The sequence below is a fragment of the Microvirga sp. genome (assembly GCF_014699075.1).
Taxonomy (GTDB): Bacteria; Pseudomonadota; Alphaproteobacteria; order Rhizobiales; family Beijerinckiaceae; genus Microvirga.
Window position 1 is genome coordinate 18,812 of the sequence record NZ_JACXAB010000001.1, and the last position, 23,229, is coordinate 42,040.

Annotated in this window: 29 protein-coding genes; 12 read left to right on the top strand and 17 right to left on the bottom strand. The window is 64.0% G+C overall.

The window, feature by feature from the left end:
- Positions 1–121: 121 nt before the first annotated feature.
- The 5 genes from IC232_RS00125 to IC232_RS00145 all read right to left on the bottom strand — a co-directional run bounded on the left by IC232_RS00125 (position 122) and on the right by IC232_RS00145 (position 3,310).
- Positions 122–481 carry a tRNA-binding protein gene (locus IC232_RS00125; protein ID WP_190842657.1) on the bottom strand — a complete coding sequence of 120 codons (360 nt, stop codon included), beginning with the start codon at positions 479–481 and terminating at the stop codon, positions 122–124.
- A gap of 18 nt (positions 482–499) precedes the next feature.
- On the bottom strand, positions 500–1,189 hold the full coding sequence (locus tag IC232_RS00130; RefSeq protein ID WP_190843408.1) for a TetR/AcrR family transcriptional regulator: 690 nt from the start codon (positions 1,187–1,189) through the stop codon (positions 500–502).
- A 91-nt stretch (positions 1,190–1,280) separates the two neighbouring features.
- On the bottom strand, positions 1,281–2,108 hold the full coding sequence (gene proC, locus IC232_RS00135; RefSeq protein ID WP_190842659.1) for a pyrroline-5-carboxylate reductase: 828 nt from the start codon (positions 2,106–2,108) through the stop codon (positions 1,281–1,283).
- A gap of 179 nt (positions 2,109–2,287) precedes the next feature.
- A complete protein-coding gene (locus tag IC232_RS00140) occupies positions 2,288–2,788 on the bottom strand; it encodes a YbjN domain-containing protein (RefSeq protein WP_190842662.1) in 501 nt (166 codons plus the stop codon).
- 243 nt (positions 2,789–3,031) lie between these two features.
- Positions 3,032–3,310, bottom strand: coding sequence for an accessory factor UbiK family protein (locus IC232_RS00145; RefSeq protein ID WP_190842665.1), 279 nt, complete (start codon positions 3,308–3,310; stop codon positions 3,032–3,034).
- 135 nt (positions 3,311–3,445) lie between these two features.
- On the opposite strand from IC232_RS00145, the gene lgt reads away from it, so the two are divergent.
- From lgt to pgeF, 3 genes are read left to right on the top strand one after another with little or no spacing between them, the layout of a single operon-like run.
- Entirely contained in the window at positions 3,446–4,303 is an 858-nt protein-coding gene (lgt, locus tag IC232_RS00150; protein WP_190842667.1) for a prolipoprotein diacylglyceryl transferase, read from the top strand.
- Positions 4,300–5,376 (top strand): SAM-dependent methyltransferase, encoded by a 1,077-nt coding sequence (locus IC232_RS00155; protein WP_312895082.1) that lies wholly within the window; start codon positions 4,300–4,302, stop codon positions 5,374–5,376. The genes lgt and IC232_RS00155 overlap by 4 nt, the downstream gene beginning before the upstream one ends.
- A gap of 9 nt (positions 5,377–5,385) precedes the next feature.
- Positions 5,386–6,153 (top strand): peptidoglycan editing factor PgeF, encoded by a 768-nt coding sequence (gene pgeF, locus IC232_RS00160; RefSeq protein ID WP_190842674.1) that lies wholly within the window; start codon positions 5,386–5,388, stop codon positions 6,151–6,153.
- Here pgeF and IC232_RS00165 read toward each other — a convergent pair.
- Positions 6,143–6,898, bottom strand: coding sequence for an SDR family oxidoreductase (locus tag IC232_RS00165; protein WP_190842678.1), 756 nt, complete (start codon positions 6,896–6,898; stop codon positions 6,143–6,145). The genes pgeF and IC232_RS00165 overlap by 11 nt on opposite strands.
- Positions 6,899–7,190: 292 nt before the next feature.
- Between IC232_RS00165 and IC232_RS00170 the strand changes: the two genes are divergently transcribed.
- Entirely contained in the window at positions 7,191–7,832 is a 642-nt protein-coding gene (locus tag IC232_RS00170) for an outer membrane protein (protein WP_190842680.1), read from the top strand.
- Positions 7,833–7,889: 57 nt separating this feature from the next.
- Here the strand turns inward: IC232_RS00170 and IC232_RS00175 are convergent, their stop codons facing one another.
- The 6 genes from IC232_RS00175 to IC232_RS00200 form a co-directional block, all read right to left on the bottom strand.
- Complete coding sequence (locus tag IC232_RS00175) at positions 7,890–8,492, bottom strand: glutathione S-transferase family protein (RefSeq protein ID WP_190842682.1); 603 nt, start codon at positions 8,490–8,492, stop codon at positions 7,890–7,892.
- A 68-nt stretch (positions 8,493–8,560) separates the two neighbouring features.
- Positions 8,561–9,409 carry a 23S rRNA (adenine(2030)-N(6))-methyltransferase RlmJ gene (locus IC232_RS00180; protein WP_190842684.1) on the bottom strand — a complete coding sequence of 283 codons (849 nt, stop codon included), beginning with the start codon at positions 9,407–9,409 and terminating at the stop codon, positions 8,561–8,563.
- A 52-nt stretch (positions 9,410–9,461) separates the two neighbouring features.
- Entirely contained in the window at positions 9,462–10,124 is a 663-nt protein-coding gene (locus IC232_RS00185; RefSeq protein ID WP_190842686.1) for a ribonuclease T2 family protein, read from the bottom strand.
- Positions 10,121–10,552 (bottom strand): hypothetical protein, encoded by a 432-nt coding sequence (locus tag IC232_RS00190; RefSeq protein ID WP_190842688.1) that lies wholly within the window; start codon positions 10,550–10,552, stop codon positions 10,121–10,123. Before IC232_RS00190 ends, IC232_RS00185 begins: the two co-directional genes overlap by 4 nt.
- 82 nt (positions 10,553–10,634) lie before the next feature.
- On the bottom strand, positions 10,635–11,660 hold the full coding sequence (locus IC232_RS00195; protein WP_190842690.1) for an extensin family protein: 1,026 nt from the start codon (positions 11,658–11,660) through the stop codon (positions 10,635–10,637).
- 516 nt (positions 11,661–12,176) lie between these two features.
- Positions 12,177–12,434 carry a hypothetical protein gene (locus IC232_RS00200; protein WP_190842692.1) on the bottom strand — a complete coding sequence of 86 codons (258 nt, stop codon included), beginning with the start codon at positions 12,432–12,434 and terminating at the stop codon, positions 12,177–12,179.
- Positions 12,435–12,522: 88 nt separating this feature from the next.
- Between IC232_RS00200 and IC232_RS00205 the strand changes: the two genes are divergently transcribed.
- On the top strand, positions 12,523–13,083 hold the full coding sequence (locus tag IC232_RS00205; protein WP_190842694.1) for a GNAT family N-acetyltransferase: 561 nt from the start codon (positions 12,523–12,525) through the stop codon (positions 13,081–13,083).
- 4 nt (positions 13,084–13,087) lie between these two features.
- Here the strand turns inward: IC232_RS00205 and IC232_RS00210 are convergent, their stop codons facing one another.
- From IC232_RS00210 to uvrC, 4 genes are all read right to left on the bottom strand, one after another.
- Complete coding sequence (locus IC232_RS00210; protein ID WP_190842697.1) at positions 13,088–13,543, bottom strand: molybdenum cofactor biosynthesis protein MoaE; 456 nt, start codon at positions 13,541–13,543, stop codon at positions 13,088–13,090.
- Between the two features lie 22 nt (positions 13,544–13,565).
- Complete coding sequence (gene moaD / locus IC232_RS00215) at positions 13,566–13,817, bottom strand: molybdopterin converting factor subunit 1 (protein WP_190842699.1); 252 nt, start codon at positions 13,815–13,817, stop codon at positions 13,566–13,568.
- Between the two features lie 4 nt (positions 13,818–13,821).
- Entirely contained in the window at positions 13,822–14,418 is a 597-nt protein-coding gene (pgsA, locus tag IC232_RS00220) for a CDP-diacylglycerol--glycerol-3-phosphate 3-phosphatidyltransferase (RefSeq protein ID WP_246811978.1), read from the bottom strand.
- A gap of 102 nt (positions 14,419–14,520) precedes the next feature.
- Positions 14,521–16,530 carry an excinuclease ABC subunit UvrC gene (uvrC, locus tag IC232_RS00225; RefSeq protein WP_190842703.1) on the bottom strand — a complete coding sequence of 670 codons (2,010 nt, stop codon included), beginning with the start codon at positions 16,528–16,530 and terminating at the stop codon, positions 14,521–14,523.
- A 113-nt stretch (positions 16,531–16,643) separates the two neighbouring features.
- Here uvrC and IC232_RS00230 point away from each other — a divergent pair, with 113 nt between their 5' ends.
- The 4 genes from IC232_RS00230 (at position 16,644) to IC232_RS00245 (ending at position 20,396) form a co-directional block, all read left to right on the top strand.
- A complete protein-coding gene (locus tag IC232_RS00230; RefSeq protein WP_190842705.1) occupies positions 16,644–17,804 on the top strand; it encodes a benzoate/H(+) symporter BenE family transporter in 1,161 nt (386 codons plus the stop codon).
- Positions 17,805–17,866: 62 nt separating this feature from the next.
- The gene (locus IC232_RS00235; protein WP_190842708.1) at positions 17,867–18,403 is read left to right on the top strand and encodes a hypothetical protein; all 537 of its coding nucleotides are present in this window, start codon (positions 17,867–17,869) and stop codon (positions 18,401–18,403) included.
- Between the two features lie 155 nt (positions 18,404–18,558).
- The gene (locus tag IC232_RS00240) at positions 18,559–19,491 is read left to right on the top strand and encodes a ribose-phosphate pyrophosphokinase (protein ID WP_190842710.1); all 933 of its coding nucleotides are present in this window, start codon (positions 18,559–18,561) and stop codon (positions 19,489–19,491) included.
- Positions 19,492–19,568: 77 nt separating this feature from the next.
- A complete protein-coding gene (locus tag IC232_RS00245) occupies positions 19,569–20,396 on the top strand; it encodes an FkbM family methyltransferase (protein ID WP_190842712.1) in 828 nt (275 codons plus the stop codon).
- Here the strand turns inward: IC232_RS00245 and IC232_RS00250 are convergent.
- Positions 20,387–20,545 (bottom strand): hypothetical protein, encoded by a 159-nt coding sequence (locus IC232_RS00250; RefSeq protein WP_190842714.1) that lies wholly within the window; start codon positions 20,543–20,545, stop codon positions 20,387–20,389. The two genes, IC232_RS00245 and IC232_RS00250, sit on opposite strands and share 10 nt — an antisense overlap.
- A gap of 35 nt (positions 20,546–20,580) precedes the next feature.
- Between IC232_RS00250 and IC232_RS00255 the strand changes: the two genes are divergently transcribed.
- From IC232_RS00255 to ychF, 3 genes are all read left to right on the top strand, one after another.
- Positions 20,581–21,198, top strand: coding sequence for a 50S ribosomal protein L25/general stress protein Ctc (locus IC232_RS00255; RefSeq protein WP_190842716.1), 618 nt, complete (start codon positions 20,581–20,583; stop codon positions 21,196–21,198).
- A gap of 87 nt (positions 21,199–21,285) precedes the next feature.
- Positions 21,286–21,918, top strand: coding sequence for an aminoacyl-tRNA hydrolase (gene pth / locus IC232_RS00260; RefSeq protein ID WP_190842719.1), 633 nt, complete (start codon positions 21,286–21,288; stop codon positions 21,916–21,918).
- 27 nt (positions 21,919–21,945) lie between these two features.
- Positions 21,946–23,043 carry a redox-regulated ATPase YchF gene (gene ychF, locus IC232_RS00265; protein WP_190842721.1) on the top strand — a complete coding sequence of 366 codons (1,098 nt, stop codon included), beginning with the start codon at positions 21,946–21,948 and terminating at the stop codon, positions 23,041–23,043.
- Positions 23,044–23,229 lie beyond the last annotated feature (186 nt).

Here is a 23,229-nt window from a genome sequence, read left to right on the forward strand (position 1 = left end):
CCATAACCGCTGACGGTGGAGGATATGACGAAGCGGCTTCCGTAGTGCGGAACTCAACAGGCGTCGTGTTTATGGATTCCGGGCTCCGCTGCGCGGCCCCGGAATGACAGTTGGGACCTACCTAATACAACCGTCCACCAATCGGCACGTCACGGTCCGGACGGATCAGCATGACGTCGCCGTTGGCGTCGGGCACGCCTAGCGTCAGAACCTCCGACACGAACGGCCCGATCTGCCGAGGCGGGAAATTCACCACGGCGAGCACGAGCGTGCCGACGAGATCCTCTGGCGTATGGTTAACCGTGATCTGGGCCGATGAGCGCTTGGTGCCAATCTCGGGGCCGAAATCGAGCGTGAGCTTGAAGGCGGGCTTGCGCGCCTGCGGAAAGGGATCCACGGCAAGGATTCGCCCGACTCGGATGTCGACCTTCAGGAAATCATCAAACGTGATCGGCGGTAAGATCAATTGCCCCTGATCCATGTGCCCCTCTGCGTCTTGTCAGATCGCCGCTGCGGGATTCTCTGCATCGCCATTGTCATCCGTGGCGCGACGCCTCTCGGAACGGGATGAGCGGCGCCCCTGCATGAAGGCGCGGCCGACCGCGCGCAACGGAGCGCTCAGGCGGCGCAGATCTTCGGCGCCTTCCAGAATACGCTCGCCGCGGCGCAATTCGCGATCAAGGCGCGCCATGGTCCTGGCCTGTGCGGGATCGTCGTCCTCGAGCCACGTGCGCATGGTGTTGGCATAGACGAGCACCGCGCCCTGGAGCTTCAAGGTGCCGAGCGGCCCTTCCGTGCTGATGCCGGCAGCCGCCAACATGAAACGCTGGGAGTTGAGCGCCACCTGGTTGAGCGCTGCAAGCGACACGGGATCGTATTGCAGGTCCTGCGAGATCCGGCGCAGGGCCTCTTTATAGGGCTGCATCGCATCGAAGCGGCGCATCAGCACGTCGAAGATGCGCTCGCGGGCAGGCTCGCCGGCGAGGTCGTCCGTCGTTCCCTCTAGCACCTGCTTGTCGATCATGCGGGACAGCCCGCCGAGCACCGCGCCTTTCGAGGGAAAAAGATCGCGAAACTCCGCGAGCGTGACATTGGCGGCCTTCGCAATGTCGGTGATCTCGATCTCATGCCAGGAGCGCCGGGCGGCGAGATCCATGAGCGCTTCGATGATGGCCTTGCGCTTGTCCATCGGAGCTGTGGAAGCCTGTGCCGTCACGATCAACCTCCTGAAGTGATGCCGTTGAGGCTAATCTAGGGATGCACCGCAGCAATCCCAAGGCTCACCCGGCGAGTTCCTCGGCGCGCCGCTTGGCCGCGGCCACGGCTTCGCGCATGAGAGCCTTCATCCCATTCGGGTCACGCATAAGCACGTCGAGTGCCGCCGCCGTGGTGCCGCCGGGCGAGGTGACGTTCTGGCGCAGCGTCGCCGGCGGCAGGTCGCTTTGGAACAGGAGTTCGCCCGCTCCGGTTACTGTGGCGCGTGCGAGGCGCTCGGCAAGGTCCTTTGGGAGGCCGGCCGCGGCGCCTGCCTCGGCGAGACACTCCACGAGATGGAACACATAGGCCGGCCCTGAGCCCGACACCGCCGTAACGGCGTCGATCAGATCCTCCGAAGGAAGCCACTCGACGATGCCGTTGCTGCTCAAGAGCGCATCGGCCATGAGCCGCTGCTCCTCGCTCACCTGATCGTTGACGGCCGCCCCCGTAGCGCCGCGGCCGATGCTGGCAGGCAAGTTCGGCATGGCGCGCACGATGGCACCCGCGGCGGAAAGCCTTGACCGCAGGTCGCCTATGGTCTTGCCGGCAAGGATGGAGATGATGAGGGTCTGAGGCCCAAGGCAGGCATTCACCGAGGACGCTGCCTCATCCAGCATCTGCGGCTTGGTGGCGAGCACCAGCACATCGGGCGCGGCCGGGTTCGCAGGATTGAGAGCGATGCCCTGCTCGCGGCAAAACCGGGTCATTTCCTCGGACGGGCGCGGGTCGATCACCGTGACGCCCTGCGGTCTCATGCCGACTTTGAGCCAACCCTCCAGCATGGAGCCGCCCATTTTGCCGGCACCAACAAGGATGAGGGACGATGGGAGGCGGGGAGCGTTCGGAGACATAAGCTGACCTGACGGAAGAGATGCGGAATACCGCTATCTATCCCTGCCGATCAGGCCCTGTCGAGGCAGGTCGCGCATCGTGCGGAAAGGTGGGAACCGGTGTTCCGCGTTAGACGATGCGCTCTTCTAAGAAGGAGCATCGGACCCAAAAGTGCAAATCCACTTTTGGGTCCGATGCTCTAGGCCTCGCCTTCGGTTTCAAAAAGGACACTGTCGAGGGCCTCGCGGGCCGACTTGCCGGCCCAGATCACGAACTGGAATGCTTGGAAATAGCGCTCGCAGGCTTCCACCGCGACCCGCAGCATGGTCTCGCACTGCCCATCTGTGGGATCGGCGCCGCCTGCCAGCAGCAGGGCGTGCCGGAACATCACCACGTTTTCGGTGCTCCACAGGTCGAAATGCCCGACCCAGAGTTGTTCGTTGACGGCGGAGATGAGCTGGACAACCTCCTGCCGGCGACGATCCGGCACCTTCAGGTCGAAGGCGCAGGCCATATGCAGGGCCTCCACGTCCTCGATCCACGTGAAGGCGACATCGTAATCGGCCCAGCGGCCGGAGACGGAAACGGACATCTCGTCCGCCTCGGCCCGATCGAAGATCCAATGCCGCAGGGCCGCCAGCCGCTCGACCACGTCGAGGGGATGCTCTGCGCGGTCGATTTCAAGATGAATCTGCGACATGTCGATCCTGAAAACTCAGTTGCCTGAACATGGTAAACACATTCGGGCAATACCATTGCGTCAATCCGGGCACTTTTCGGAGAAAGACCTCGGAATACCTTCGGTATTCGGAAGCTCTCCCGCGGCAACCTCGAATCAGCTCATAATCGACAGTCTTAGATTTCGGCCTCCGTCACAATGCGCCGGATTCCTCTGTCCACAACAGGAGCCCCGCGCCGGATGCAGGCCGGCTTTTCACCCCGGTCAGGGTGCAGCAGTGCTCGCGCCGCCGGCAGGCGTCAACTTCGCCTCGAGTTCCTTCACCCGAGCCTCGAGGCGCTCGTTCTCCTCACGGGCCGCGATCACCATCTCGCGCAGAACCTCGACCTCTTCGCGGGTGGCAACGTCCATATCCTTGATCAGCCGCTCGAACTGGCTGCGGACCATGCTCTCGACCTCGCGGCGGACACCCTGCGCTGCCCCTGCGGCATCGGTAGCGAAGCGGGCGAGTTCATCGAAGATCCGGTTGGACGATTGGGTCATGGGTCAATCCACAGCGTTCGGTGGGCCCATCGGCCCTGGAACGCCACACATGGGCGCATTCGCCCTAAACTGCAACAGGGTTGACGATCCTCGCCTGAAGGGTCCAATGGCAGCCCGTTCGATCAAGGCCCGCTCATGCCGCTCTCCTTCCCAATCATCGACCCAATCGCGATCTCCATCGGCCCCCTGGCGATCCGCTGGTATGCGCTCGCCTATGTGGTGGGCCTCCTGGGCGGCTGGTTCTATGCCAAGCGCCTGGCCGCAAAGGCCGATCTCTGGGGCGGCCCGAAGCAGCCCAAGCCCATCGACGTGGACGACCTCATCGTGTGGGTGGCGCTCGGCGTCGTGCTGGGGGGGCGCATCGGCTACGTGCTGTTCTACAACCTGGGCTCCTATCTCTCGCAGCCGCTGGAGATCCTGGCGGTCTGGCGCGGGGGCATGTCCTTCCACGGGGGCTTCCTGGGCGCGGTGCTCGCCATCGTGCTCTTTGCCCGCTCACGCGGACTCAACCCGCTGGCCATGCTCGACATGGCCGCCGTGGTGACGCCCATCGGCCTGTTCTTCGGCCGCATCGCCAACTTCATCAATGGCGAATTGTGGGGAAGGCCGGCACCCGACTTACCCTATGCGGTGGTCTTCCCCCATGCGGGTCCGGTGCCGCGCCATCCGAGCCAGCTCTACGAGGCTTTCGGCGAGGGCCTGATCCTGTTCATCGTCATGGCGTTCGCGGCACGGCGCTTCGGCTTCCGCAGACCGGGTCTTCTCGGTGGCATCTTCGTGCTGGGTTATGCGCTGGCCCGCATCGCGGCCGAGTTCTTCCGCGAGCCGGACGCGCAGCTCGGCTTCCTGTTCGGTTCCTCCGTGGGGGCATTGGGCGGCGGCATCACCATGGGCATGCTGCTCTCGATCCCCATGGCCCTCGTGGGCGCAGGCGCCATCGTGCTGGCAGCGCGCGGTCTGACGCGCCCCCGGCAGGCAATCGAGGCCGCGTGAGGCCGCTGAAGGATACGTTGCGCGAGATGATCGCCCTGGAGGGGCCGATCTCGGTCGAGCGCTATATGAGCCTGTGCCTCAGGCAATACTACGCCACCCGCGATCCGCTGGGAGCCGCCGGCGACTTCACCACGGCGCCCGAGATCAGCCAGATGTTCGGCGAGCTGATCGGCCTGTGGATGCTGGAGGTCTGGAACGGCATGGGCCGCCCTGCGCCGTGCCGTCTCGTGGAGCTGGGACCCGGACGCGGCACCCTGATGGCGGATCTCCTGCGGGCGACCTGCCTCCTGCCCGACTTCCAAGCGGCTGCCACGGTTCACCTCGTCGAGACGAGTCCGGCCTTGAGGCAGCGCCAGCAGGCTCCTCTTGCTGCTTCAGGCTTCTCGGTTGAATGGCACGACCGGCTCGAGGATGTGCCGTCAGGCCCGACCCTGCTTATCGCCAACGAGTTCTTCGATGCGCTCCCGGTCCGCCAGTTCGCTGCCACCGACCGCGGCTGGTGCGAACGGCTGGTGGGCCTCGACGGCGAGGATCTGATTTTCGGCGTGCGCGCGGAGCCGGAACACGCTCTCGGCAAGCCGCTGCGGTTGGGCGATGTCCTTGAATGGCCTGCCGTCTCAATCGACATCATGGTCGGGCTCGCCGGGCGCCTTGCCCGCGATGGGGGAGCTGCCCTGATCCTGGATTACGGCTATTGGGGGCCGGCCTTCGGCGACACCCTGCAGGCGCTTAAAGATCATCGGCCCGTCGATCCCTTGGAGGAGCCGGGCGAGGCGGATCTGACCACCCATGTGGATTTTCATCGCTTGGCCCAAGCCGCTGCAATGCACGGCACCCGGGTTCACGGCATCGTCACGCAGGGCGAGTTTCTTCAAGTGCTCGGGATTCAAGCGCGAGCGGAGGCCTTGAAGGCACGCGCCACGCCAGCCCAGGCGGCCGACATCGACCACGCCCTCGCGCGCCTCACCGAGCGCGGACCGACCGGGATGGGAGAGCTGTTTAAGGTTTTGGCCGTTACACATGAAGCCATCCAGGCCGTACCCGGATTGCCCGCCCTGCCCTTCTCTTCGTAAGATCGCCCCATGTTCATCCAAGCCCCTGCCCTTTCCTCCCAGACTGGTCTCCGCCACGCCTTCTTCACGCGGGAGGGCGGTGTCTCGGAAGGCATCTATGCCTCGCTCAACGGCGGTGTCGGCTCCTCGGATAATCCGGAAAAGGTGCAGGAGAACCGCCGGCGCATGGCCGAGGCGCTCAGCGTCACGCCTGAGGCCCTCATCAGCGTCTATCAGGTCCACTCGCCCGACGCGGTGATCGTGGAAGGCCCCTGGCGCGGCGAGCGCCCCAAAGCCGATGCCATGGTGACCTCCATGCCGGGGATCGCACTTGGCATCACGACAGCGGATTGCGGACCGGTTCTGCTTGCCGACGCGCAGGCCCGTGTGATCGGGGCAGCCCACGCGGGCTGGCGCGGCGCGGTGACTGGCGTTCTCGAATCCACCGTCGAGGCGATGGAGCGGCTGGGCGCGACGCGCGAGAACATCGTCGCGGTGCTCGGACCCACGATCAGCCAGAATGCCTATGAGGTCGGCCCCGACTTCATCGAGCGCTTCACCAGGGAGGCGCCCGGCCATGAACGCTTCCTCAAGGAGGCGGAGAGGCCGGGACATGCCATGTTCGACCTTCCCGGCTTTATCGGCGCCCGCCTGAAGGCTGCAGGGATCGGCGCCTTCACGGATCTCGGACTCTGCACTTATTCCGACGAGGAGCGGTTCTTCAGCTATCGCCGCACCACTCACCGGCAAGAGCCGGATTACGGTCGCCTGATCTCGGCGATCGCGCTCACTCCCTGATGCCGGCTACGTCCGGCGTCTCCCAGGCGAGGTGCTGGCCGCCATCGACCGCGATCATCTGGCCTGTCACGCTGCGAGCCTCAGCAAGGTAGAGCACCGCATCGGCGATCTCGTCCGGCGTTCCGCCATGGCCCAGCAGCACGGCGCCGCTCTGTTTGTTGAAGTCTTCATCCCCCTGGCGCACGTTCGACAGGGTGGGGCCGGGTCCGATGGCATTCACGCGGATGCGCGGCGCCAGGGCCTGGGCCATGGTCTGGGTCGCGGTGAAGAGAGCCGCCTTGGTGAGCGTGTAGGAGAAGAACTGCGGCGTCAGCTTCCACACCCGCTGGTCCACGATGTTGACGATGCAGCCGCAGCCCTCGACGGGCAGCTGATGCGCGAAATCCCGGGCGAGGAAGGCGGGAGCCCGCAAATTGACGGCGAAGTGACGATCCCAACGCTCCTGCGACAGGGTCCCGACCTCGTCGGGCTCGAACTCGGAGGCGTTGTTCACGAGGAGAGTCAGAGGACCAAGTGCCCGGACGGCTTCGGGTACCAGGCGAGCCACGGCCTCTCCATCGGCGAGGTCGGCCTGCACGACCACCGCTCGCCCGCCGGCTCGCCTGATCTGGGCTGCCAAATGCTCAGCGTCAGACGTCGAGCGGCGGCAGTGGATCGCCACCGCGTAGCCCTCTGCAGCGAGTCGCTCGACGATTCTGCGCCCGATGCGTTGAGCTCCTCCCGTGACGAGAGCCGCTTTTTCCATGGTAAGCCTCTTGAAATGTAAGTCTGTAGCGTCAACTAGCGATATTCGCCAAGAAAATGACATTTTTTCGCTGCTGCGTCGAACCAATGGCCAAGCTGTGCGTTGTAGGTCCAGCGATGTCGCAAGGGGATAATCTGCGTATTGCCGCCACAATCCTGCCACAGCTGTTCTTGGCCGCTGTGGTTGTGAGGTCACAGCCCTCGCGAGATTGTCGCTCTATAAATGGGGAGTGTCCGGCTGACTCAGCGTAATCGGGTCGGGCTGGCATGACATCGATTAGGAAAGAGAAACCATGAAGAAGATTCTTCTCGCCAGCGTCGCTCTCTTCGGCTTCGCCGGGGCTGCTGCCGCTGCTGACCTGCCGGTCCGCTCCGCTCCTCCGGCTCCGATCATTGCCGCTGCTCCGATCTTCACCTGGACCGGCTTCTACGTCGGTGTGAACGCCGGCTACGGCTGGTCGAACGACGACTTCGACGCGATCGACTTCGCTGATGACGAGGACGACGGCGGCTTCGTCGGCGGCGCCCAGGTGGGCTACAACTACCAGATCGGCTCGTTCGTGGTCGGTCTCGAAGGCGACATCCAGTACGCCGACTTCGGCCGTGAAGGCGCCTTCGACATCGACGGCGACGGCCCCGATGATGGCGTGTTCGAGTCCAGCGACTGGTTCGGCACGGTGCGTGCTCGCGCCGGTGTGGCCTTCGACCGCGCTCTGATCTACGCAACCGGCGGTTTCGCCTTCGCTGACGACTCCACCGGCTGGACCGTGGGTGGTGGCTTGGAGTACGCCTTCACCAACAACCTGTCGGCCAAGATCGAAGGCCTCTACGTCAACCTCGAGAACGACGACGACTTCGATTTCGACGGCTTCGACGGCGAGACCGACTTCGGCGTGATCCGCGCTGGTCTGAACTTCCGCTTCGGCACCTACTAAGATCCATCGCCTCGGCGATCGACGAAAAGGCCCGGGTCACCCCGGGCCTTTTTTGTTTCAGGGCGTGACCCTGGTCTTCGCATAGGCCGGAACGCGGGCTTCGAAATCGGCAAGCCACGCCACGAGTTTCGGATGGCTTTCACGCCAGCGTCCGCCGAAGCGCAGGTCGAGATAGCCCAGGGCGCAAGCCAGGGCGATCTGGCCGATCTGCAGATTCTGGCCGGGGGTCGACAGATGAGCCTCCGCATGATCGAGGCCGCGGCGGACCTTGTCTGCCTGATGGTCGACCCATTTCGGCTCGCGCTTGTCCTCCTGGCGGAAGCGGCCCTCATAGACCTGCAACAGCGCCGCATCCATGATGCCGTCGGCCAGCGCCTGATCGCGCAGGGCGGTGAACCGCTCCGGCCCGTTCGGGATGACGCGCCCGCCCCCAAGATGATCGAGATAATCCACAATCACGCGGGAATCGTACAGTACATCCCCGTTCTCGAGGATGAGCGCCGGGATCTTGCCCAGGGGGTTCTGCTGGCGGATCGAGTCCCCGGGGTTCAGCGTATCTGCATCCACGATCTCGATCCGGTCCAAGAGACCAAGAATTGCGGCGGTGAGCTTCACCTTCCGGCCGAATGGTGAGGCGGGTGATGAGCGGAGAACGAGCATGAGAAAACCCCTGGATTGAAGAGACTGGGGCCAGTCATGAACGGTCGGGGCGCGTGCGGCAATCCGTTTTAAGCAGGGGGTCCGAAGGCTTCACAGCGATAAGCGCCGTAGCCGCTGCGCGACAGGCGCTCCGCCAAAGCGGGCAGAAGAACCTCCGCCTCCTCCCTCAACGACCATGGCGGATTGAGAACGAAGAGCCCGCTGCCGTTGAGCCGTGCTGTATCGCGCGGATCATCCACATAGAGCTCGAGCCGCAGCCCCGGACGCGAACTCTCCCGGTGGAGTTGCTCGGCCACCGCGTCAACAGGCCCCACATCCTTGATCGGATACCAGCCGGCGTAGATTCCGGTCGGCCATTTCTTCAATGCGGCGAGAAGCTCCGTGCCGAGACGCTCCAACTCGTTCGGCTTTTCGTAGGGCGGGTCAATCAGGACAAGCCCACGCTTTTCCTTGGGTGGGATGAGGGCATGCAGGGCCGTCCAAGCGTCGAGATGCATGACCTTCAGGTTGGAAACCTCATTGAAAGCCTCGCTCAACACCGCATGATCGGCGGGGTGCAATTCCACGAGCACACCCCGGTCCTGCTGCCGCAGGATTTCCCGCACAATGCCGGGAGAGCCGGGATAGATGGTCTCTCCATGCCGGGCACGCACATCGGCAATCACCTTGCGATAGGGAGCAAGGATCTCTTCCACCTCGGGAGCAAAAGCTTCGTCCAGGCGCCCAATTCCGTCGATCCACTCCCCGGTTCGCTCGGCCTCGTCAGCCGTCAGATCATAGAGGCCGATTCCCGCATGGGTGTCGATGACGCGAAGCGGCGTCTCCTTGCGCTGCAGATAGGTGAGGATCCGCACCAGAAGGGCGTGTTTCATGACGTCGGCGAAGTTGCCGGCGTGAAAGGCGTGGCGGTAGTTCATGTCTGTCCTAAAGCATCGGGCCCGAAAGCAGGCTGCACATTCGGGAGATGCGCTATCTCACCGCCGGAACCGTGATCTCGCCCGCGCGGCAGCTGTCGCGGTCAACCTCGGGACACTGGCGAAAGCCGCGCAGATCCTTGGCCAAGCAGATGCGCACCTCCTGGAAGATGCGCCGCCCGCAGGAAACCGAAATCATGTCGGGGCGCAAGCCTGGATTGGCGTTCAGGAAAGCCTGCTCGATCTCGTTCGGCAGCACGCGTGGGCGGCTGTCCAGTCCTTTGAAACTCTCGGGAATGCGCACGAGTTCGCGGGCGCGTCGAACAGCCTGGAAGTAGCCGCTTGGAGATTCTCCCGTGCAGGTTCCGTGCTTGCGCCATTGGTAGCGCGCCAGGTTGTTGTCAGGAAAGAGGCCGTCGGCCTCGATGATCGCCGCCTGCGGGACGAAGCGCCCGTTGGGCTCGCAGAAGCTGGGATAGCCTTTTTCGTTCTGCGGCCACAGGCCGTGGGTGACGAAGCCGAGGCCACTGCCGCTGTCGCATTGCCGGCTCCGGCTGCCGCTGTTCTCGCAGAAGCCCGGCGACCAGGAGAGCGCGAGCACGTAGAAGTCGAACTGCCCCATGGGGGCGCCCCTCGCCTCCCGCGGTCCCTGAGCCGCCGTGGGAGAGAGCAGGAGAAAGCAGGCGCCTGCAAACGAGAGGCACCAGCGCAGGATCAAGGAGCAGCCTGCTTGCAATGGGGCGCGAAGGCATAATGGCGGTCGAAGCCGTCCACGCAGGCCTCCGTGTCCCAGCCGATGCCGATAAATCCGAGATCCTCGCGGATCGAGAAGTTGATCTTGTGCTTGTAGCCGTCGGACACGACCACCGTTCCGGTGCAGTAGCGGCGGGGAATGTAGTCGAGACCCCAAGGACGCCAGGCAACCTGCTGCACCCGTTCGAAAGCGACGATCTGCAGGTTGGAGTTCCAGAACTTGTGTTCCTTGTTCCGGAAATTCACGCTGATGTCATGGAGCACGGACGGATCCGCACAGGCCGGCAGCGAGGCGTCGAAAGGCTCTTCCCGCCGCTCCGCAGGGGTGATCTCGCGGGCCATCGCAGGTGCGCTCAACATCATGCAGGAGATGAAAGCCGCCAGCCACTTCATTCGGATGCTCCAACAGGTCTTCGGATTCTGTTCCATCGACCATGTGGGCGAAGCCCCAGAAGGTCAAGGCTCCGCTTATGGTTTAATAGATGGCGTGTCTGTTCAGCATCATCGGCGCATTGGCCGGACGCCCCTGGGACTGCGGCGAGAGATAAGTCTGCTCCGGAGGCCGGCCGGCGGATGGCTGGGGATAGGATGGCGGCGAGCCCCTGGCACCGCCAGGACCGGGAAGATCGGCCGGATAGCCGTTCGAGGACGAGTAGCGCGGTGGCGGAGCCACGGGCGCAGCCAGCGCAGGGGCCGGAGGCGGCGCAGGCGGGATGTAAGCCTCCCCTTCCGGCACGTCCTGCTCAAGATCCACCGGAGCCAGATCGCCCGCGGCGGCCACGCTTTGAAGAACCTCCTGGCTCTTCTCGGGGTCGATCCGGGGCGCAAACTTCAGGATCGGCTTGCAGATGCGTCGCTGCCCTTTCGGGTCGTGGCGCGCCAGATCGATATGGAAGTGATCGTAGTGGAAAGCGTCGGAGCCCGGCCCCAGAACGGTCGTGAAGTAGCGGCAGGCGCCGACGAAGACCTCGCGGAGGAATTCCTGCTCGGCGGGATCCCGGCTCCGCCAGCCATTGACGACCGAGATCTCCCGCCCGTCGGTCAGGGCAAAGCCCATGACATCCAGCGCGTTGCCGAAGGAATGCTCGGAGAGCTTGGCGCCCCGCTGGTTGTTGCGGGGGCGGCAGGAGTAAGAGCCCGCCTTGAGGTCGGCCAGCGGCACGCCGAAATACATTTCGGCGGCCGGCCTCACGATCTCGTCGAGCCAGGTATCGATCCGCGGGATGATCGGGCAGGCCAGCGTCACCTTGGACTTCAGGCCGACGGCGCCGTTGTTGAAGGCCGAGACCTTGAACGGATAATCCATGCCGCAGACGCCGGGGCCTTCGATCTTGGAGCTCAGGGCCATGTAGGCCGAAGGCTGAACGAGCCGCTGCGACAGGCAGGCCTCCTCAGCCTGCGCGCGCCAAGGCTCGCGCTGCTCGAACCGAAACAGTCCGCAACCGGTGACCCCGAGCCCAACGAGCGATAGGGCAAAAAACGCAACTAACCCACGACGCATGGCCGGAGGCTAGCAACAGGCCCGTAAATATCTCGTCAACGTCAATCGGTGCTGGCCGCCTTCATCCTTCGATTCGGCCTGTCCGACCACGGGCATGGAGATGGAAGGCACGGTGCAACCAAGGTGCGACACAATAGAGCAGGAACTTTTTTCGCACGCTTGTGAAAACGATTGCAGGCCAGCGAATTCAAGACGTTAAGGATTTGTTAACCATTCCGAAAGCCACCTTGTACAGCCTGATCAGCTCGGCAGGCGCTTCTCAGGTCCCCGCAGGTTTGATACCTTACCTATCCATTCATAGAGGGGATCAACCCCTATAGGAAAGGGGCTACGATGAATCTGACATCCGATCTCGACTGGAGTGCCAAGCTCAACATCGTAGCCGTTTGCGCCTCCTCCTCCTTCATTCTTGCCGTCGTGGCAGGTCTTTTCTGAGGGGGTCTCTGCGGCTCCCGGCGAGCCGCTCCACGAGCTTCATGGTTTTTCACGCTGCCGCGGTGCTTCCCGGCAGCTTTTTTATGTCTCCGGGCAGGGCGTTTCCGTGACGCTCCAGGACATGACATTGATCTCCATGCGGCATTGGGCGAGCCGCGCCCCTTCAGCCGTCTTCAGGCAGACATTTTCTCCGGGTGCGAACATCTTTCCCTGCGCCCGGCAGTAGCAATCAAGCGGATTGTGATCGGGAGCCTGTACCTGCTGGGGCAGCGCTGGCCGCTCATGGGCGTTCGCCGACGCCAAAACCATCAGGCTGAAGACAAGGACGACACTGCGCATGAGGCATCTCCGCGTGTCATGTCTCGCAATGGTCTGCCTTTCCCGGCATAAGGTCAAGGATATGAACCTCCGATGCCGCGTAGCCTTGATGACCCTTCCTGCACCTGACATTTCGATCCGTCCCGGAACCCCGGCCGACAGCGCAGCCATCGGGCGGATTTTGGCTGACGGCTGGCGCCAAGCCTATTCCGGCTTCATGCCCAAAAGCGAACTCGGTCCGCGCATCGACCCCGATTATCGAGCGCGAGAGGTAGGGGCGTGGCTCTCAACCCAGTTCGACCCGAACGCGGAACTGCTGCTCGTCGCAGAGCAGGCGGGCCACGTGACAGGCTTCCTTGCCGCGCGCCTCGGCGATCGGAACGATGTAGGGTCGGCAGCACAGGTCACGCTGCTCTACGTCGCGCCGGAGCATCAAGGCCGAGGCGCCGGACGCCAGCTCCTCCTGGAGGCCGCCGAGTGGCTGAAGGTCCATGCTCCGGGCCCGGTCTCCATCGGGGCTTTCGAGCAGAACCCGTTCCGGTCCTTCTACGAGGCCATCGGAGGCGTGGTGGTCAAGGCAGTCGTGGTCAGGGTCGATGCCCGGGAATGGCCGGTGGTCGTCTATCTCTGGCCGTCGCCGGAGGCGCTTCAGGAGGGCATCCGAGCCTGAGGGATCAGGCCCACCGCGCCATAGCGTGATCATCGGCCTCTTTGGCCTCGACCCAGGCGCCAGTGGTGCCGTCCTTGAGGTGCTCGCGCTTCCAGAACGGAGCCTGCGTCTTCAGGTAATCCATCATGAAGGACGCCGCCTCGAAGGCGACCAGGCGATGGGCGCTGGCGGCCAGGACCAGCACGATCTCCTCGCCGGGGGAAATCCGGCCGAAGCGGTGGATCACAGTCAGCCCCAGCAGGGGCCAGCGCTTCTCCGCCTGCTCGGCAATCCTGTCGATCTCGGCCTCGGCCATGCCGGGATAATGCTCGAGCTCGAGGGCCGCGAGCCGTCCGCCCTCGTCCCGGCACAGGCCTGTGAAGGCCACCACAGCGCCGATATCCGCCCTCCCCCCGGTCAGGGCCGCCGTCTCGGCGGAAACATCGAAGGGTTCGGCCTGGATACTGATCATGCGTGCCATGGCGGTGCCGCCCCTCAAGGGGCTAGCCTCCCGTCATGGGCGGGAAAAAAGCAATCTCGCGCGCGCCGGCAATGGAGGCCTCGGGCTTGGCGTGGACGTGGTCGATAGCCGCTCGGACAACGCCTTCATTCTCGAAGGCGTATTCATATTCGTCGCCCCGGCTCTTCAGCCAGCGCACCAGATCAACCACGGTCCCGATGCCTTCCGGCACCTCGACATCCTCGTCGGTCTTCCCGACCCTTTCGCGGACCCATGCGAAGTAGACGAGCTTCATGGCTCTAGCCCTCGTCCATGAGATGATGGATGCCGTTCTTGAAGTAGTCCCATCCGGTATAAAGCGTCAGAACCGCCGCCACCCAGAGCAGGATGATGCCGATCAGGGTGTTGTTCGGCAGCACCGTCTCGCCCGCAGGACCAGCGATCAGGAAGCCGAGCGACACGAGCTGCAGGGTGGTCTTCCACTTGGCCACCCGGCTCACCGGCACGCTCACCTTCAGCTCGGCCAGGAACTCGCGCAGGCCCGAGACCAGGATCTCGCGGCACAGGATCACGATGGCAGCCCAGAGCGCCCAGCCATGGATGGTGCCGTCGGCCACCAGCATCAGCAGGCAGGCAGCCACCAAAAGCTTGTCGGCGATGGGATCGAGCATGCGCCCGAGGGCCGATTGCTGAGCGAAGGTGCGCGCCACATAGCCGTCGAGGTAGTCGGTGATGGCCGCGAGCGCAAAGACGATCAGGGCGGCCCAGCGGGACCAGTGGTCCTCGGGCCAGAACAGCAGGCCGACCACGGCCGGTACGGCCACCAGCCGACCGTAGGTCAGCATGTTGGCCAGGTTGAAGGCCTTGGAGCGGCCGATGGAAGGAGCAGACTTCATCACACCCGCAGGAAGCATGAGGACGGATCATCCGTCAATTGCAGAAGCCGGCAATTGCGAAACGCCACCGCGATGTCCTCCAGGTCCTGCCGCACCCGAATCCTAGCCTCGCTCGTGGAAGAAGTCGTAGACGGCGCGGGCCGTAGCGGCATTCACGCCAGGCGCCTTCATCAGATCCTCCAGGGCCGCCCGCTGAATCGCCTTGACCGTGCCGAAATGGTGCAGGAGCGCCCGCTTGCGCGTCGGGCCGATGCCGGGGATCTCGTCCAGGGGATTCTTGACCAGTTCACGCTTGCGCTTGGCCCGGTGCGCCCCGATGGCGAAGCGATGCGCCTCGTCGCGCAGGCGCTGCACGAAATAGAGCGCCGGATCCCGCGGCGGCATCTTGAAGGGCGGCTGGCCCGGCTTGAAGAAGGTCTCGCGCCCGGCATCGCGGTCGCGCCCCTTGGCAATGCCGACGAGCGCCACCTCATCCTCGCTCACGCCCACCTCCGCAAGCGCCTGGCGCGCGGCTTCAAGCTGCCCCTTGCCACCGTCGATCAGCACGAGATCGGGCCAGGCGGGAAATCCGTCGTCTCCCTGCGGCGCGGCGCGATCTTCGTCAGCAGCACGTGGCTCCTCCTTCACCAGACGGGCGAAGCGGCGCTGAAGCATTTCGCGCATCATGCCGTAATCGTCGCCGGGCTTCAGGTCTTCCGACTTCATGTTGAAGGTGCGGTAGTGCTGCTTCATGAAGCCGTTGGCCCCTGCTACCACCATGGCGCCTACAGCGTTGGTGCCCATGATGTGCGAGTTGTCGTAGACCTCGACCCGCCGGGGCGATTTCGACAGGCCGAAAGCCTGGCCGAGGGAGACGAGAAGCTTCTGCTGAGAGGCTGTATCCGCAAGCCGTCGGCCGAGCGCTTCGCGGGCATTGCGAAGCACGTACTCGATGAGTTGACGCCGTTCGCCCCGCTGCGGCGCATGGATCTCCACCTTCGTGTCGGTTTTGGTCGACAGCGCAGCCGCCATCAACTCCGCGTCCTCGATCTCGTGCGAGAGCAGGACGAGGCGCGGTGCCGGCTTGTCGTCGTAGAACTGGGCGATGAAGGAGCCGAGAACCTCCTCCCGGCTCATGGATTTGTCGGCCTTCGGGAAATAGGCGCGGTTGCCCCAGTTCTGCCAGTTGCGGAAGAAGAACACCTCGACGCAGAACTGCCCCGCCTGCTCGTCGAGGGCGAACACATCCGCCTCCTCCACCGATTGGGTGTTGATGCCCTGAACGCCCTGAATGGCCGAGAGCGCCGCCAAGCGGTCGCGGCAGCGGGCCGCGCGCTCGAATTCAAGGTCTTCGGCCGCCTGCTGCATCTCCTCGGTGATGCGCTGCTTCACGGCATTCGACTTGCCCGACAGAAACGCCCGCGCCTCGGCGGCAAGCCCAGCATAATCCTCGTGCGAGATCTCGTTGGTGCAGGGACCCGAGCAGCGCTTGATTTGGAACAGCAGGCACGGCCGCGTGCGGTTCTCGTAGTAGCTGTCGTTGCAGGAGCGCAGCAGGAACGCGCGCTGGAGCGCGTTGATGGTGCGGTTCACCGCCCAGACACTGGCGAAGGGGCCGTAGTAATCGCCCTTGCGCTTGCGCGCGCCGCGATGCTTCACGAGCTGCGGCGCTTCGTGGTCTGCGGTGAGCAGGATATAGGGCAGCGACTTGTCGTCCCGCAGCAGCACGTTGTAGCGCGGCTTCAGCTGCTTGATGAGGTTGGCCTCAAGCAGCAGCGCCTCGGTTTCCGTTGCCGTAGTGACGAACTCCATCGACGAAGTCTCGCCGATCATCCGGGCGATGCGATTCGAATGGGCCTGCCCGCGGGCATAGGAGCCCACGCGGTTCTTCAGGTTCTTGGCCTTGCCCACATAGAGAACGTCGCCCTTCGCATCGAGCATGCGGTAGACGCCGGGCGCATTGGGAAGCGTGTTCCAGAAATGCCGGATGACCTCGGTGCCGCGCTGGACCGAGCCCGGATTGGCCTCCAGGTCGAACTCGACGTCCGAGCCGCTCTCAAGGGCGACAGACTGATCGTCTTCCTCGTTGTCCAGAATGTCCGGCGGGACGTCATTGGTGGTGTTGCGACTCATGGGGGAGATTTAAGGGCTCGGGAGGCGTGAGGAAAGTGCCTCCGACGAACTGGCGCAGCCCTGCCGTTCGGGCTAAACGGCAAAGCTCCTGGAATGCAGCCTGGAGCCGGATCATGCGCCTGTCGATCGTCACATCCGCTGTCGTGGCGGCCCTGGTAGGATTCGGCAGCACGATTGCGATCATCATCGCGGCGGCGCAGGCCGTAGGCGCGGATGCGGCGCAGACCTCCTCCTGGGTGGCGGCCCTGTGCCTCGCCATGGCGGCGAGCAGCGGCTTCCTGAGCGTCCGCTATCGCATGCCGGTCATCACCGCCTGGTCGACACCGGGCGCGGCTCTCATCGCGGCTTCAGCCGGCATCTCCATCCACGCCGCTGTCGGCGCGTTCCTGCTGGCCGGTGCCCTCATCGTGCTGGCAGCCCTCATCAAGCCGTTCGGGCGCGCAATCGAGCGCATTCCGACATCCATCGCAGCCGCGATGCTGGCGGGCGTGCTGCTTCAGTTCGTGGTCGGGGTGTTCCAGAGTGCACAGGGCGCGCCCGGCCTCGTGCTTCCCCTCGTGGGCATCTTCCTGGTGGTGCGCCTGTTCAATCCAGCCTTGGCCGTGCTCGCTGTGCTGTTCGTGGGCCTCGGCATCGCCTTCGGCGGCGGAATGGCCCGGCCTCTGGCCTCTGACTTAAGCCTCTCCTCCCTCACCTTCATCGCGCCTGCCTTCGAGCCTGCGGTGTTGATCGGGCTCGGGCTGCCCCTATTTCTGGTGACCATGGCGTCTCAGAACCTGCCGGGCTTCGCCGTGCTCAGGGCCTCCGGGTATCAGCCGCCCTCCCGCCCGATCCTGGCCGTGACCGGGCTGGCCTCCGTGGTCACTGCCCTCTTCGGCGCCCACACGAGCAATCTCGCGGCCATTTCGGCAGCGATCTGCACCGGACCCGATACCCACCCCGACCCTACCAAGCGCTGGATGGTCGGCCCCTTCTACGCCTTGAGCTATCTGGTCTTTGCCGCTTTCAGCGCGGCGCTGATCGGCATGATTGCGGCGCTGCCGCCGGAACTCATCAAGACCGTGGCGGGCTTGGCCCTCCTGGGAGCCTTCGCGGGAGCCTTAGGCTCCGCCCTGTCTGAGGGGTCCAAGATTTTTCCAGCCGTGATCACTCTGGCGGTGACAGCCTCCGGCCTGACGCTTTTCGGCATCGGCTCGGCGTTCTGGGGGCTGGTGGCGGGTCTCGTCACCCTGGGGCTCGATTCGCTTGCGATCCGGCTGCGCAAGCACGGCTGAACTGGACGGGAGGCCCCGTTAAGCTTAAGACTTCGTTACGAAGAACAAGAACGGGGGCTTTCATGGGCGGAATGGCGCTTGCACGGCGGATCGCCGCGATCATGCTGACGGCGGCTCTGGGAGCCTGCCAAGGCACATTCAGCGCATCGCCCGAGGGCATCCCCGTTGCTCTCGAGAGCATCGACGGGGCGCCGGCTCCAATCCGCACCGCCCTGGCCGAGGAGCTCGCCACCGCGGCCACCGACCGCAAGGTCGAGCTGGTCGGCGCCAGCGCCGCGGCGCGCTACCGGGTCCGCGGCTATCTCTCGACCGCAACCGAGGACGGCGAAACCAAGGTGGCCTATGTCTGGGACGTGTTCGACTCTCAGAAGCGCCGGGCCAAGCGCCTGGAAGGGTCGAGCCCCGTTCCAGCCGCTTCCATCTCGTCCCTCGACAAGCAGGCTCTCGCCAAGCTGGCTCAGTCCAGCATGGGCGAGATCGCCGAATTCCTGAGTGCGGCCAAGTCCGAGCCTCCGGCCAGAGCCGATGCGCCGATCCAGACGGCGGAGGCTCAGCCCACGGGGACACTGGATGAGGAGAACCCGGTTGCAATGCAGTAATCGCATGGCAACAACCCGGTATTGCGGCCCATCAAAGCCGCTCACGTGTATTGTGACGGTTTGATATCGCTGCTAAGACCCTTGCGCCCGAAGGCGCAGGAAATACGGCGTTGCGCAACGGGCATCGTCGGTCACACAGAGCCAAAGTTGCTTTCATGAAGCTCGTTGCGGGAAATTCCAATCGTCCGCTGGCGGAGGCCATCTCCGCCTATCTCAATGTTCCCCTGGCCAGAGCCCAGGTGAAGCGTTTCGCGGACATGGAGGTGTTCGTCGAGATCCAGGAGAATGTTCGCGGCGAGGACGTGTTCATCCTCCAGTCGACCTCATTCCCCACGAACGACCATCTCATGGAGCTCCTGATCATCACGGATGCGCTGCGCAGGGCCTCGGCCCGCCGCATCACGGCGGTGATCCCCTATTTCGGCTATGCCCGGCAGGACCGGAAGTCCGCCTCCCGCGCGCCGATCTCGGCCAAGCTGGTGGCCAACATGATCGCCCATGCGGGCGTCGACCGTGTGCTGACGCTTGATCTCCATGCCGGCCAGATCCAGGGCTTCTTCGACATCCCGACCGACAACCTGTTCTCCGCGCCGATCCTGGCGCGCGACATCAAGGAACACCTGGACGGCGGCAACCGCATGGTGGTCTCGCCGGATGTGGGCGGCGTGGTGCGCGCCCGTGCGCTCGCCAAGCGTATCGATGCCCAGCTTGCCATCGTCGACAAGCGCCGCGATCGCCCCGGCGAGTCCGAGGTGATGAACATCATCGGCGACGTGTCCGGCCGCTCCTGCATCCTGGTCGACGACATCGTCGATTCCGGCGGCACCCTGGTGAACGCCGCCGATGCGCTCCTCGCCAACGGGGCGAAGGAGGTCTACGCCTACATCACCCACGGGGTGCTGTCCGGCGGCGCTGTGGCCCGCATCGCCAGCTCCCGCCTCAAGGCGCTCGTGATCACTGATTCCATTATGCCGACCGAGGCGGTGAAGGCGGCCCACAACATCCGAGTCATCTCCATCGCGTCCCTGATGGGCGAAGCGATCGGCCGCACGGCGACGGAAAGCTCGGTGTCGAGCCTGTTCGACTGATATCGTTTGAGCGCAGCCGAGGCGCTAGGCCGGATCTATCCCGTCCGTTATAACCTACCCATTCCTGGAGAGGTGAGATGAGACAGGTTTCCAGCGCCATCGCATTCGACGCGCTCTTTCTATATCCAAGTGCCGATCAAACGATCGGGCCATGTCTTGCCTCGGCGGGCGAATTTGCCCGGGCTGAAGTCGATTTCCTGCTCGCCCACCTGTCACCTGACGGTGCTGTCTGCGATGTAGGTGCCAACATCGGCACTGTGTCCATCCCGATCGCCAAGGCACTGCCAGGACTGTCCGTTTTTGCCTTTGAGCCGCAACTGCCGATCTTCCGGCTCCTGATGCGGAACGTGACTCTCAATGGATTGATGTCCATCGAAGCCTATCCCTGGGCCTTAGGTGAGGCTGACGGAATTATTGAATTCGCCACTCCTGCCTTGACTACCCAGACGAACTTCGGAGCCGTCGGACGTGGAAGCCAGAGTGGAGACAAGGTTCCGGTCATCATCCGCAGACTGGATTCGTTGGCGCTTCCACCCCTCAGCATCATCAAAATCGATGTGGAAGGATACGACCTGGAGGTGGTTCGTGGAGCGCAGGAGACAATCCAGCGGGACAGGCCTATCCTGTTTTGCGAGGCTCATGCATCACCCAAGACGGTCGAGTTGATCAAATTATTGGACCAGTGGGGCTATGATACCTACTGGTTTTTCGCTCCCTTCGTCTCAGCATCGGCCTCCCAGCGGTCCGACAGCTCGGCTAGAGTTGTGGGCGACACCAACATCGTCGCCCTTCCCAAGGGGAAAGAACCACACTGGCCCCTACCCCGCATCGGCAATCCCGAGGAGAATTGGCGAAAGCGGGTGAAGGAAATGCGCTATCTCGAGCGGTATGGCTGTTATCCGTAGGCCTCTGAGGGGCCGGGATGCCGGATCTCCTGAAATGATTGTCTTTCGTGGAGATTTACCTTATAGGGATGCCGCGCCCGCTCGACACCCTTGGAGGCACGGGCGCTGACCTCATGGCCGCCGATAGGTTTTAGGACCTTGGCGGCCATCGGTTTTTCCAATCCATTTATCAAGGACCACGACCATGAGCGAAGTAAAGCAAATCAAGGCCGTGGCGCGCGACCGGGCCGGCAAGGGGGCCGCCCGGGCCGTTCGTCGCCAAGGCCAAGTTCCCGCCGTCATTTACGGAGCCGGCCAGCCGGCCCAGGCGATCGCCCTCGACTTCAACCAGACCAAGCAGCTGATCTTCGCCGGTCACTTCCTCACCACGATCTTCGAGATCGACGTGGACGGCCAGACGATCCGCGCCATTCCGCGCGACTACCAGCTCGACCCGGTCCGTGACTTCCCGATTCACATCGACTTCCTGCGCCTTTCGCAGGGTCAGGCGATCAAGGTCGTGGTTCCGGTGCACGTGGTCGGCCAGGAGAAGAGCCCGGGCGTGAAGCGCGGCGGCGCTCTCCAGATCGTCGAGCACTCGGTGGAACTGCTCGTTCCGTCCGACTCGATTCCGGACTTTATCGAAGTTTCCGTTGCAAACCTCGAAATTGGCTCGTCGATCCACCTCAACGAAGTTGCCCTGCCGAACGGCGCCAAGGCGACCTCGACCGAGAACATGACCCTCGTCACCGTTGTGGCCCCGACCGGCCTCACGGAAGAGGATGCGGCTCCGGCTGCTGCCGAAGGCACCGCTGCGGCCTAAAGGCTCTGATAGGGCGTTCAAGCCCATCGATCGGCTTCAACGCTCCGACCGCAAGGCCGGAGCGTTTCTTATGAGCAGGACCAAGCGATGCGCCTCTTCGTCGGCCTCGGCAATCCCGGATCCCGCTACGCCAGGAACCGTCATAATATCGGGTTCATGGCCGTGGATGAGGTTGCACGCGTGCACAATGCCGGACCCTGGCGCAAGCGCTTTCACGCGGAGGCCGCCGATGCGGTGATCGGGGGCGAGAAGGTGCTGCTGATCAAGCCGCAGACCTACATGAACCTGTCAGGCCAGGCCGTGGGAGAAGCGCAGAACTTCTTCAAGATCCCGCTCCACGACGTGACGGTCTTCTACGACGAGCTCGATCTGCCGCCGGCCAAGCTGCGCGTGAAGATCGGCGGCGGCAATGCGGGCCATAACGGCCTGCGGTCGATCTCGGCCCATTGCGGCAACGATTATCGCCGCGTGCGCCTCGGCATCGGCCATCCGGGCCACAAGGCTCTCGTGCAGAGCCACGTGCTGGGCGATTTCGGCAAGAGCGAGGAGGCTTGGGTCGATGACCTGTGCCGGATCATCGCGGACAGTGCTGCCCTTCTCGCCAAGGGTGAGGACGGCAGCTTTCAGAACAAGGTCCACCTCGCCATGGAGGCGAGAGGCTGGACGGACGTGAAGCGGCCCGGAGAAAAGGCTGCCGAAGGCAAGAACAACGCCGGCTAGAGCCCGGCTACCATAAGGAGTGAGGCCATGGGCTTCAAAATGGGCATCGTCGGCCTGCCGAACGTGGGCAAGTCCACCCTCTTCAACGCCTTGACGCAGACGGCTGCGGCACAGGCGGCCAATTACCCGTTCTGCACCATCGAGCCGAATGTGGGCGACGTGGCGGTGCCGGACGACCGGCTCGACCAGCTTGCAGGCATCGCCAGCTCGGCGCAGATCATACCGACCCGCCTCACCTTCGTGGACATTGCCGGCCTCGTGCGCGGCGCGTCCCGCGGTGAAGGCCTCGGCAACCAGTTCCTGGCCAATATCCGCGAGGTCGATGCCATCGCCCATGTGGTGCGCTGCTTCGAGGATACGGACATCACCCACGTGGAAGGCAAGATCGACCCGATCGCCGATATCGAGACCATCGAGACCGAGCTGATGCTGGCCGACCTCGACAGCCTTGAGAAGCGCGTCACCGCGCTTGAGAAGAAGGCCAAGGGCAACGACAAGGAGGCGAAGGAAACCCTCGACCTCGTCAACCGCACCCTGCCCCTTCTGCGTGAAGGCAAGCCCGCCCGCATGGTGGAGCGCAAGGTCGAAGAAGAGCGCCTGTTCCAGATGCTGGGCCTCCTCTCCTCCAAGCCCGTTCTCTACGTGTGCAACGTGGAGGAGGCCTCCGCCGACCAGGGCAACGCCTTCTCGGCCAAGGTCTTCGAGCGCGCGAAGGAAGAAGGCGCGAAGGCCGTGGTCGTCTCGGCCAAGATCGAGAGCGAGATCGCCGTTCTGCCGCCCGACGAGCAGAAGGATTATCTCGACGCGGTTGGCCTTGCCGAGCCTGGCCTCAACCGGGTGATCCGCGCCGGTTATGAGTTGCTCGGCCTCATCACCTACTTCACCGTCGGCCCGAAGGAGGCCCGCGCCTGGACGATCACCAAGGGCACCAAGGCTCCCGGTGCTGCCGGCGTGATCCACACGGATTTCGAGAAGGGCTTCATCCGCGCCGAGACCATTGCGTACACGGACTACACCTCCCTGAAGGGCGAGGCCGGCGCGCGCGATGCGGGTAAGCTGCGGCTGGAGGGCAAGGAATATATTGTCCAGGATGGCGACGTGATGCACTTCCGCTTCAACACATAGAGCCTAACAATTTCCCCTCATCCTGAGGAGCCACGAAGCGGCGTCTCGAAGGAGGGTCCAGTGCTCTCTAGAGACGCCTCGTCCTTCGAGACAGAGCTAGAGGTCCTCCTCAGAGTCTGGCTCATAAAGAGGAACACGCCTCGGCTTTCGTCATGGCCGGCCTTGTGCCGGCCATCCCGATGCTGA

Coding starts and splice junctions, on each gene's coding strand:
- IC232_RS00175 (WP_190842682.1), bottom strand. CDS start 8,492: ATGCTCGTTCTCCGCTCATCACCCGCCTCACCATTCGGCCGGAAGGTG.
- IC232_RS00245 (WP_190842712.1), top strand. CDS start 19,569: ATGAGACAGGTTTCCAGCGCCATCGCATTCGACGCGCTCTTTCTATAT.
- IC232_RS00235 (WP_190842708.1), top strand. CDS start 17,867: ATGGGCGGAATGGCGCTTGCACGGCGGATCGCCGCGATCATGCTGACG.
- pth (WP_190842719.1), top strand. CDS start 21,286: ATGCGCCTCTTCGTCGGCCTCGGCAATCCCGGATCCCGCTACGCCAGG.
- IC232_RS00125 (WP_190842657.1), bottom strand. CDS start 481: ATGGATCAGGGGCAATTGATCTTACCGCCGATCACGTTTGATGATTTC.
- IC232_RS00145 (WP_190842665.1), bottom strand. CDS start 3,310: ATGACCCAATCGTCCAACCGGATCTTCGATGAACTCGCCCGCTTCGCT.
- lgt (WP_190842667.1), top strand. CDS start 3,446: ATGCCGCTCTCCTTCCCAATCATCGACCCAATCGCGATCTCCATCGGC.
- uvrC (WP_190842703.1), bottom strand. CDS start 16,530: ATGAGTCGCAACACCACCAATGACGTCCCGCCGGACATTCTGGACAAC.
- moaD (WP_190842699.1), bottom strand. CDS start 13,817: ATGAAGCTCGTCTACTTCGCATGGGTCCGCGAAAGGGTCGGGAAGACC.
- IC232_RS00240 (WP_190842710.1), top strand. CDS start 18,559: ATGAAGCTCGTTGCGGGAAATTCCAATCGTCCGCTGGCGGAGGCCATC.
- IC232_RS00180 (WP_190842684.1), bottom strand. CDS start 9,409: ATGAACTACCGCCACGCCTTTCACGCCGGCAACTTCGCCGACGTCATG.
- IC232_RS00250 (WP_190842714.1), bottom strand. CDS start 20,545: ATGGCCGCCAAGGTCCTAAAACCTATCGGCGGCCATGAGGTCAGCGCC.
- pgeF (WP_190842674.1), top strand. CDS start 5,386: ATGTTCATCCAAGCCCCTGCCCTTTCCTCCCAGACTGGTCTCCGCCAC.
- IC232_RS00255 (WP_190842716.1), top strand. CDS start 20,581: ATGAGCGAAGTAAAGCAAATCAAGGCCGTGGCGCGCGACCGGGCCGGC.
- IC232_RS00165 (WP_190842678.1), bottom strand. CDS start 6,898: ATGGAAAAAGCGGCTCTCGTCACGGGAGGAGCTCAACGCATCGGGCGC.
- IC232_RS00140 (WP_190842662.1), bottom strand. CDS start 2,788: ATGTCGCAGATTCATCTTGAAATCGACCGCGCAGAGCATCCCCTCGAC.
- IC232_RS00210 (WP_190842697.1), bottom strand. CDS start 13,543: ATGGCACGCATGATCAGTATCCAGGCCGAACCCTTCGATGTTTCCGCC.
- IC232_RS00190 (WP_190842688.1), bottom strand. CDS start 10,552: ATGAAGTGGCTGGCGGCTTTCATCTCCTGCATGATGTTGAGCGCACCT.
- pgsA (WP_246811978.1), bottom strand. CDS start 14,418: ATGAAGTCTGCTCCTTCCATCGGCCGCTCCAAGGCCTTCAACCTGGCC.
- proC (WP_190842659.1), bottom strand. CDS start 2,108: ATGTCTCCGAACGCTCCCCGCCTCCCATCGTCCCTCATCCTTGTTGGT.
- ychF (WP_190842721.1), top strand. CDS start 21,946: ATGGGCTTCAAAATGGGCATCGTCGGCCTGCCGAACGTGGGCAAGTCC.
- IC232_RS00205 (WP_190842694.1), top strand. CDS start 12,523: ATGACCCTTCCTGCACCTGACATTTCGATCCGTCCCGGAACCCCGGCC.
- IC232_RS00230 (WP_190842705.1), top strand. CDS start 16,644: ATGCGCCTGTCGATCGTCACATCCGCTGTCGTGGCGGCCCTGGTAGGA.
- IC232_RS00170 (WP_190842680.1), top strand. CDS start 7,191: ATGAAGAAGATTCTTCTCGCCAGCGTCGCTCTCTTCGGCTTCGCCGGG.
- IC232_RS00130 (WP_190843408.1), bottom strand. CDS start 1,189: ATGGACAAGCGCAAGGCCATCATCGAAGCGCTCATGGATCTCGCCGCC.
- IC232_RS00195 (WP_190842690.1), bottom strand. CDS start 11,660: ATGCGTCGTGGGTTAGTTGCGTTTTTTGCCCTATCGCTCGTTGGGCTC.
- IC232_RS00200 (WP_190842692.1), bottom strand. CDS start 12,434: ATGCGCAGTGTCGTCCTTGTCTTCAGCCTGATGGTTTTGGCGTCGGCG.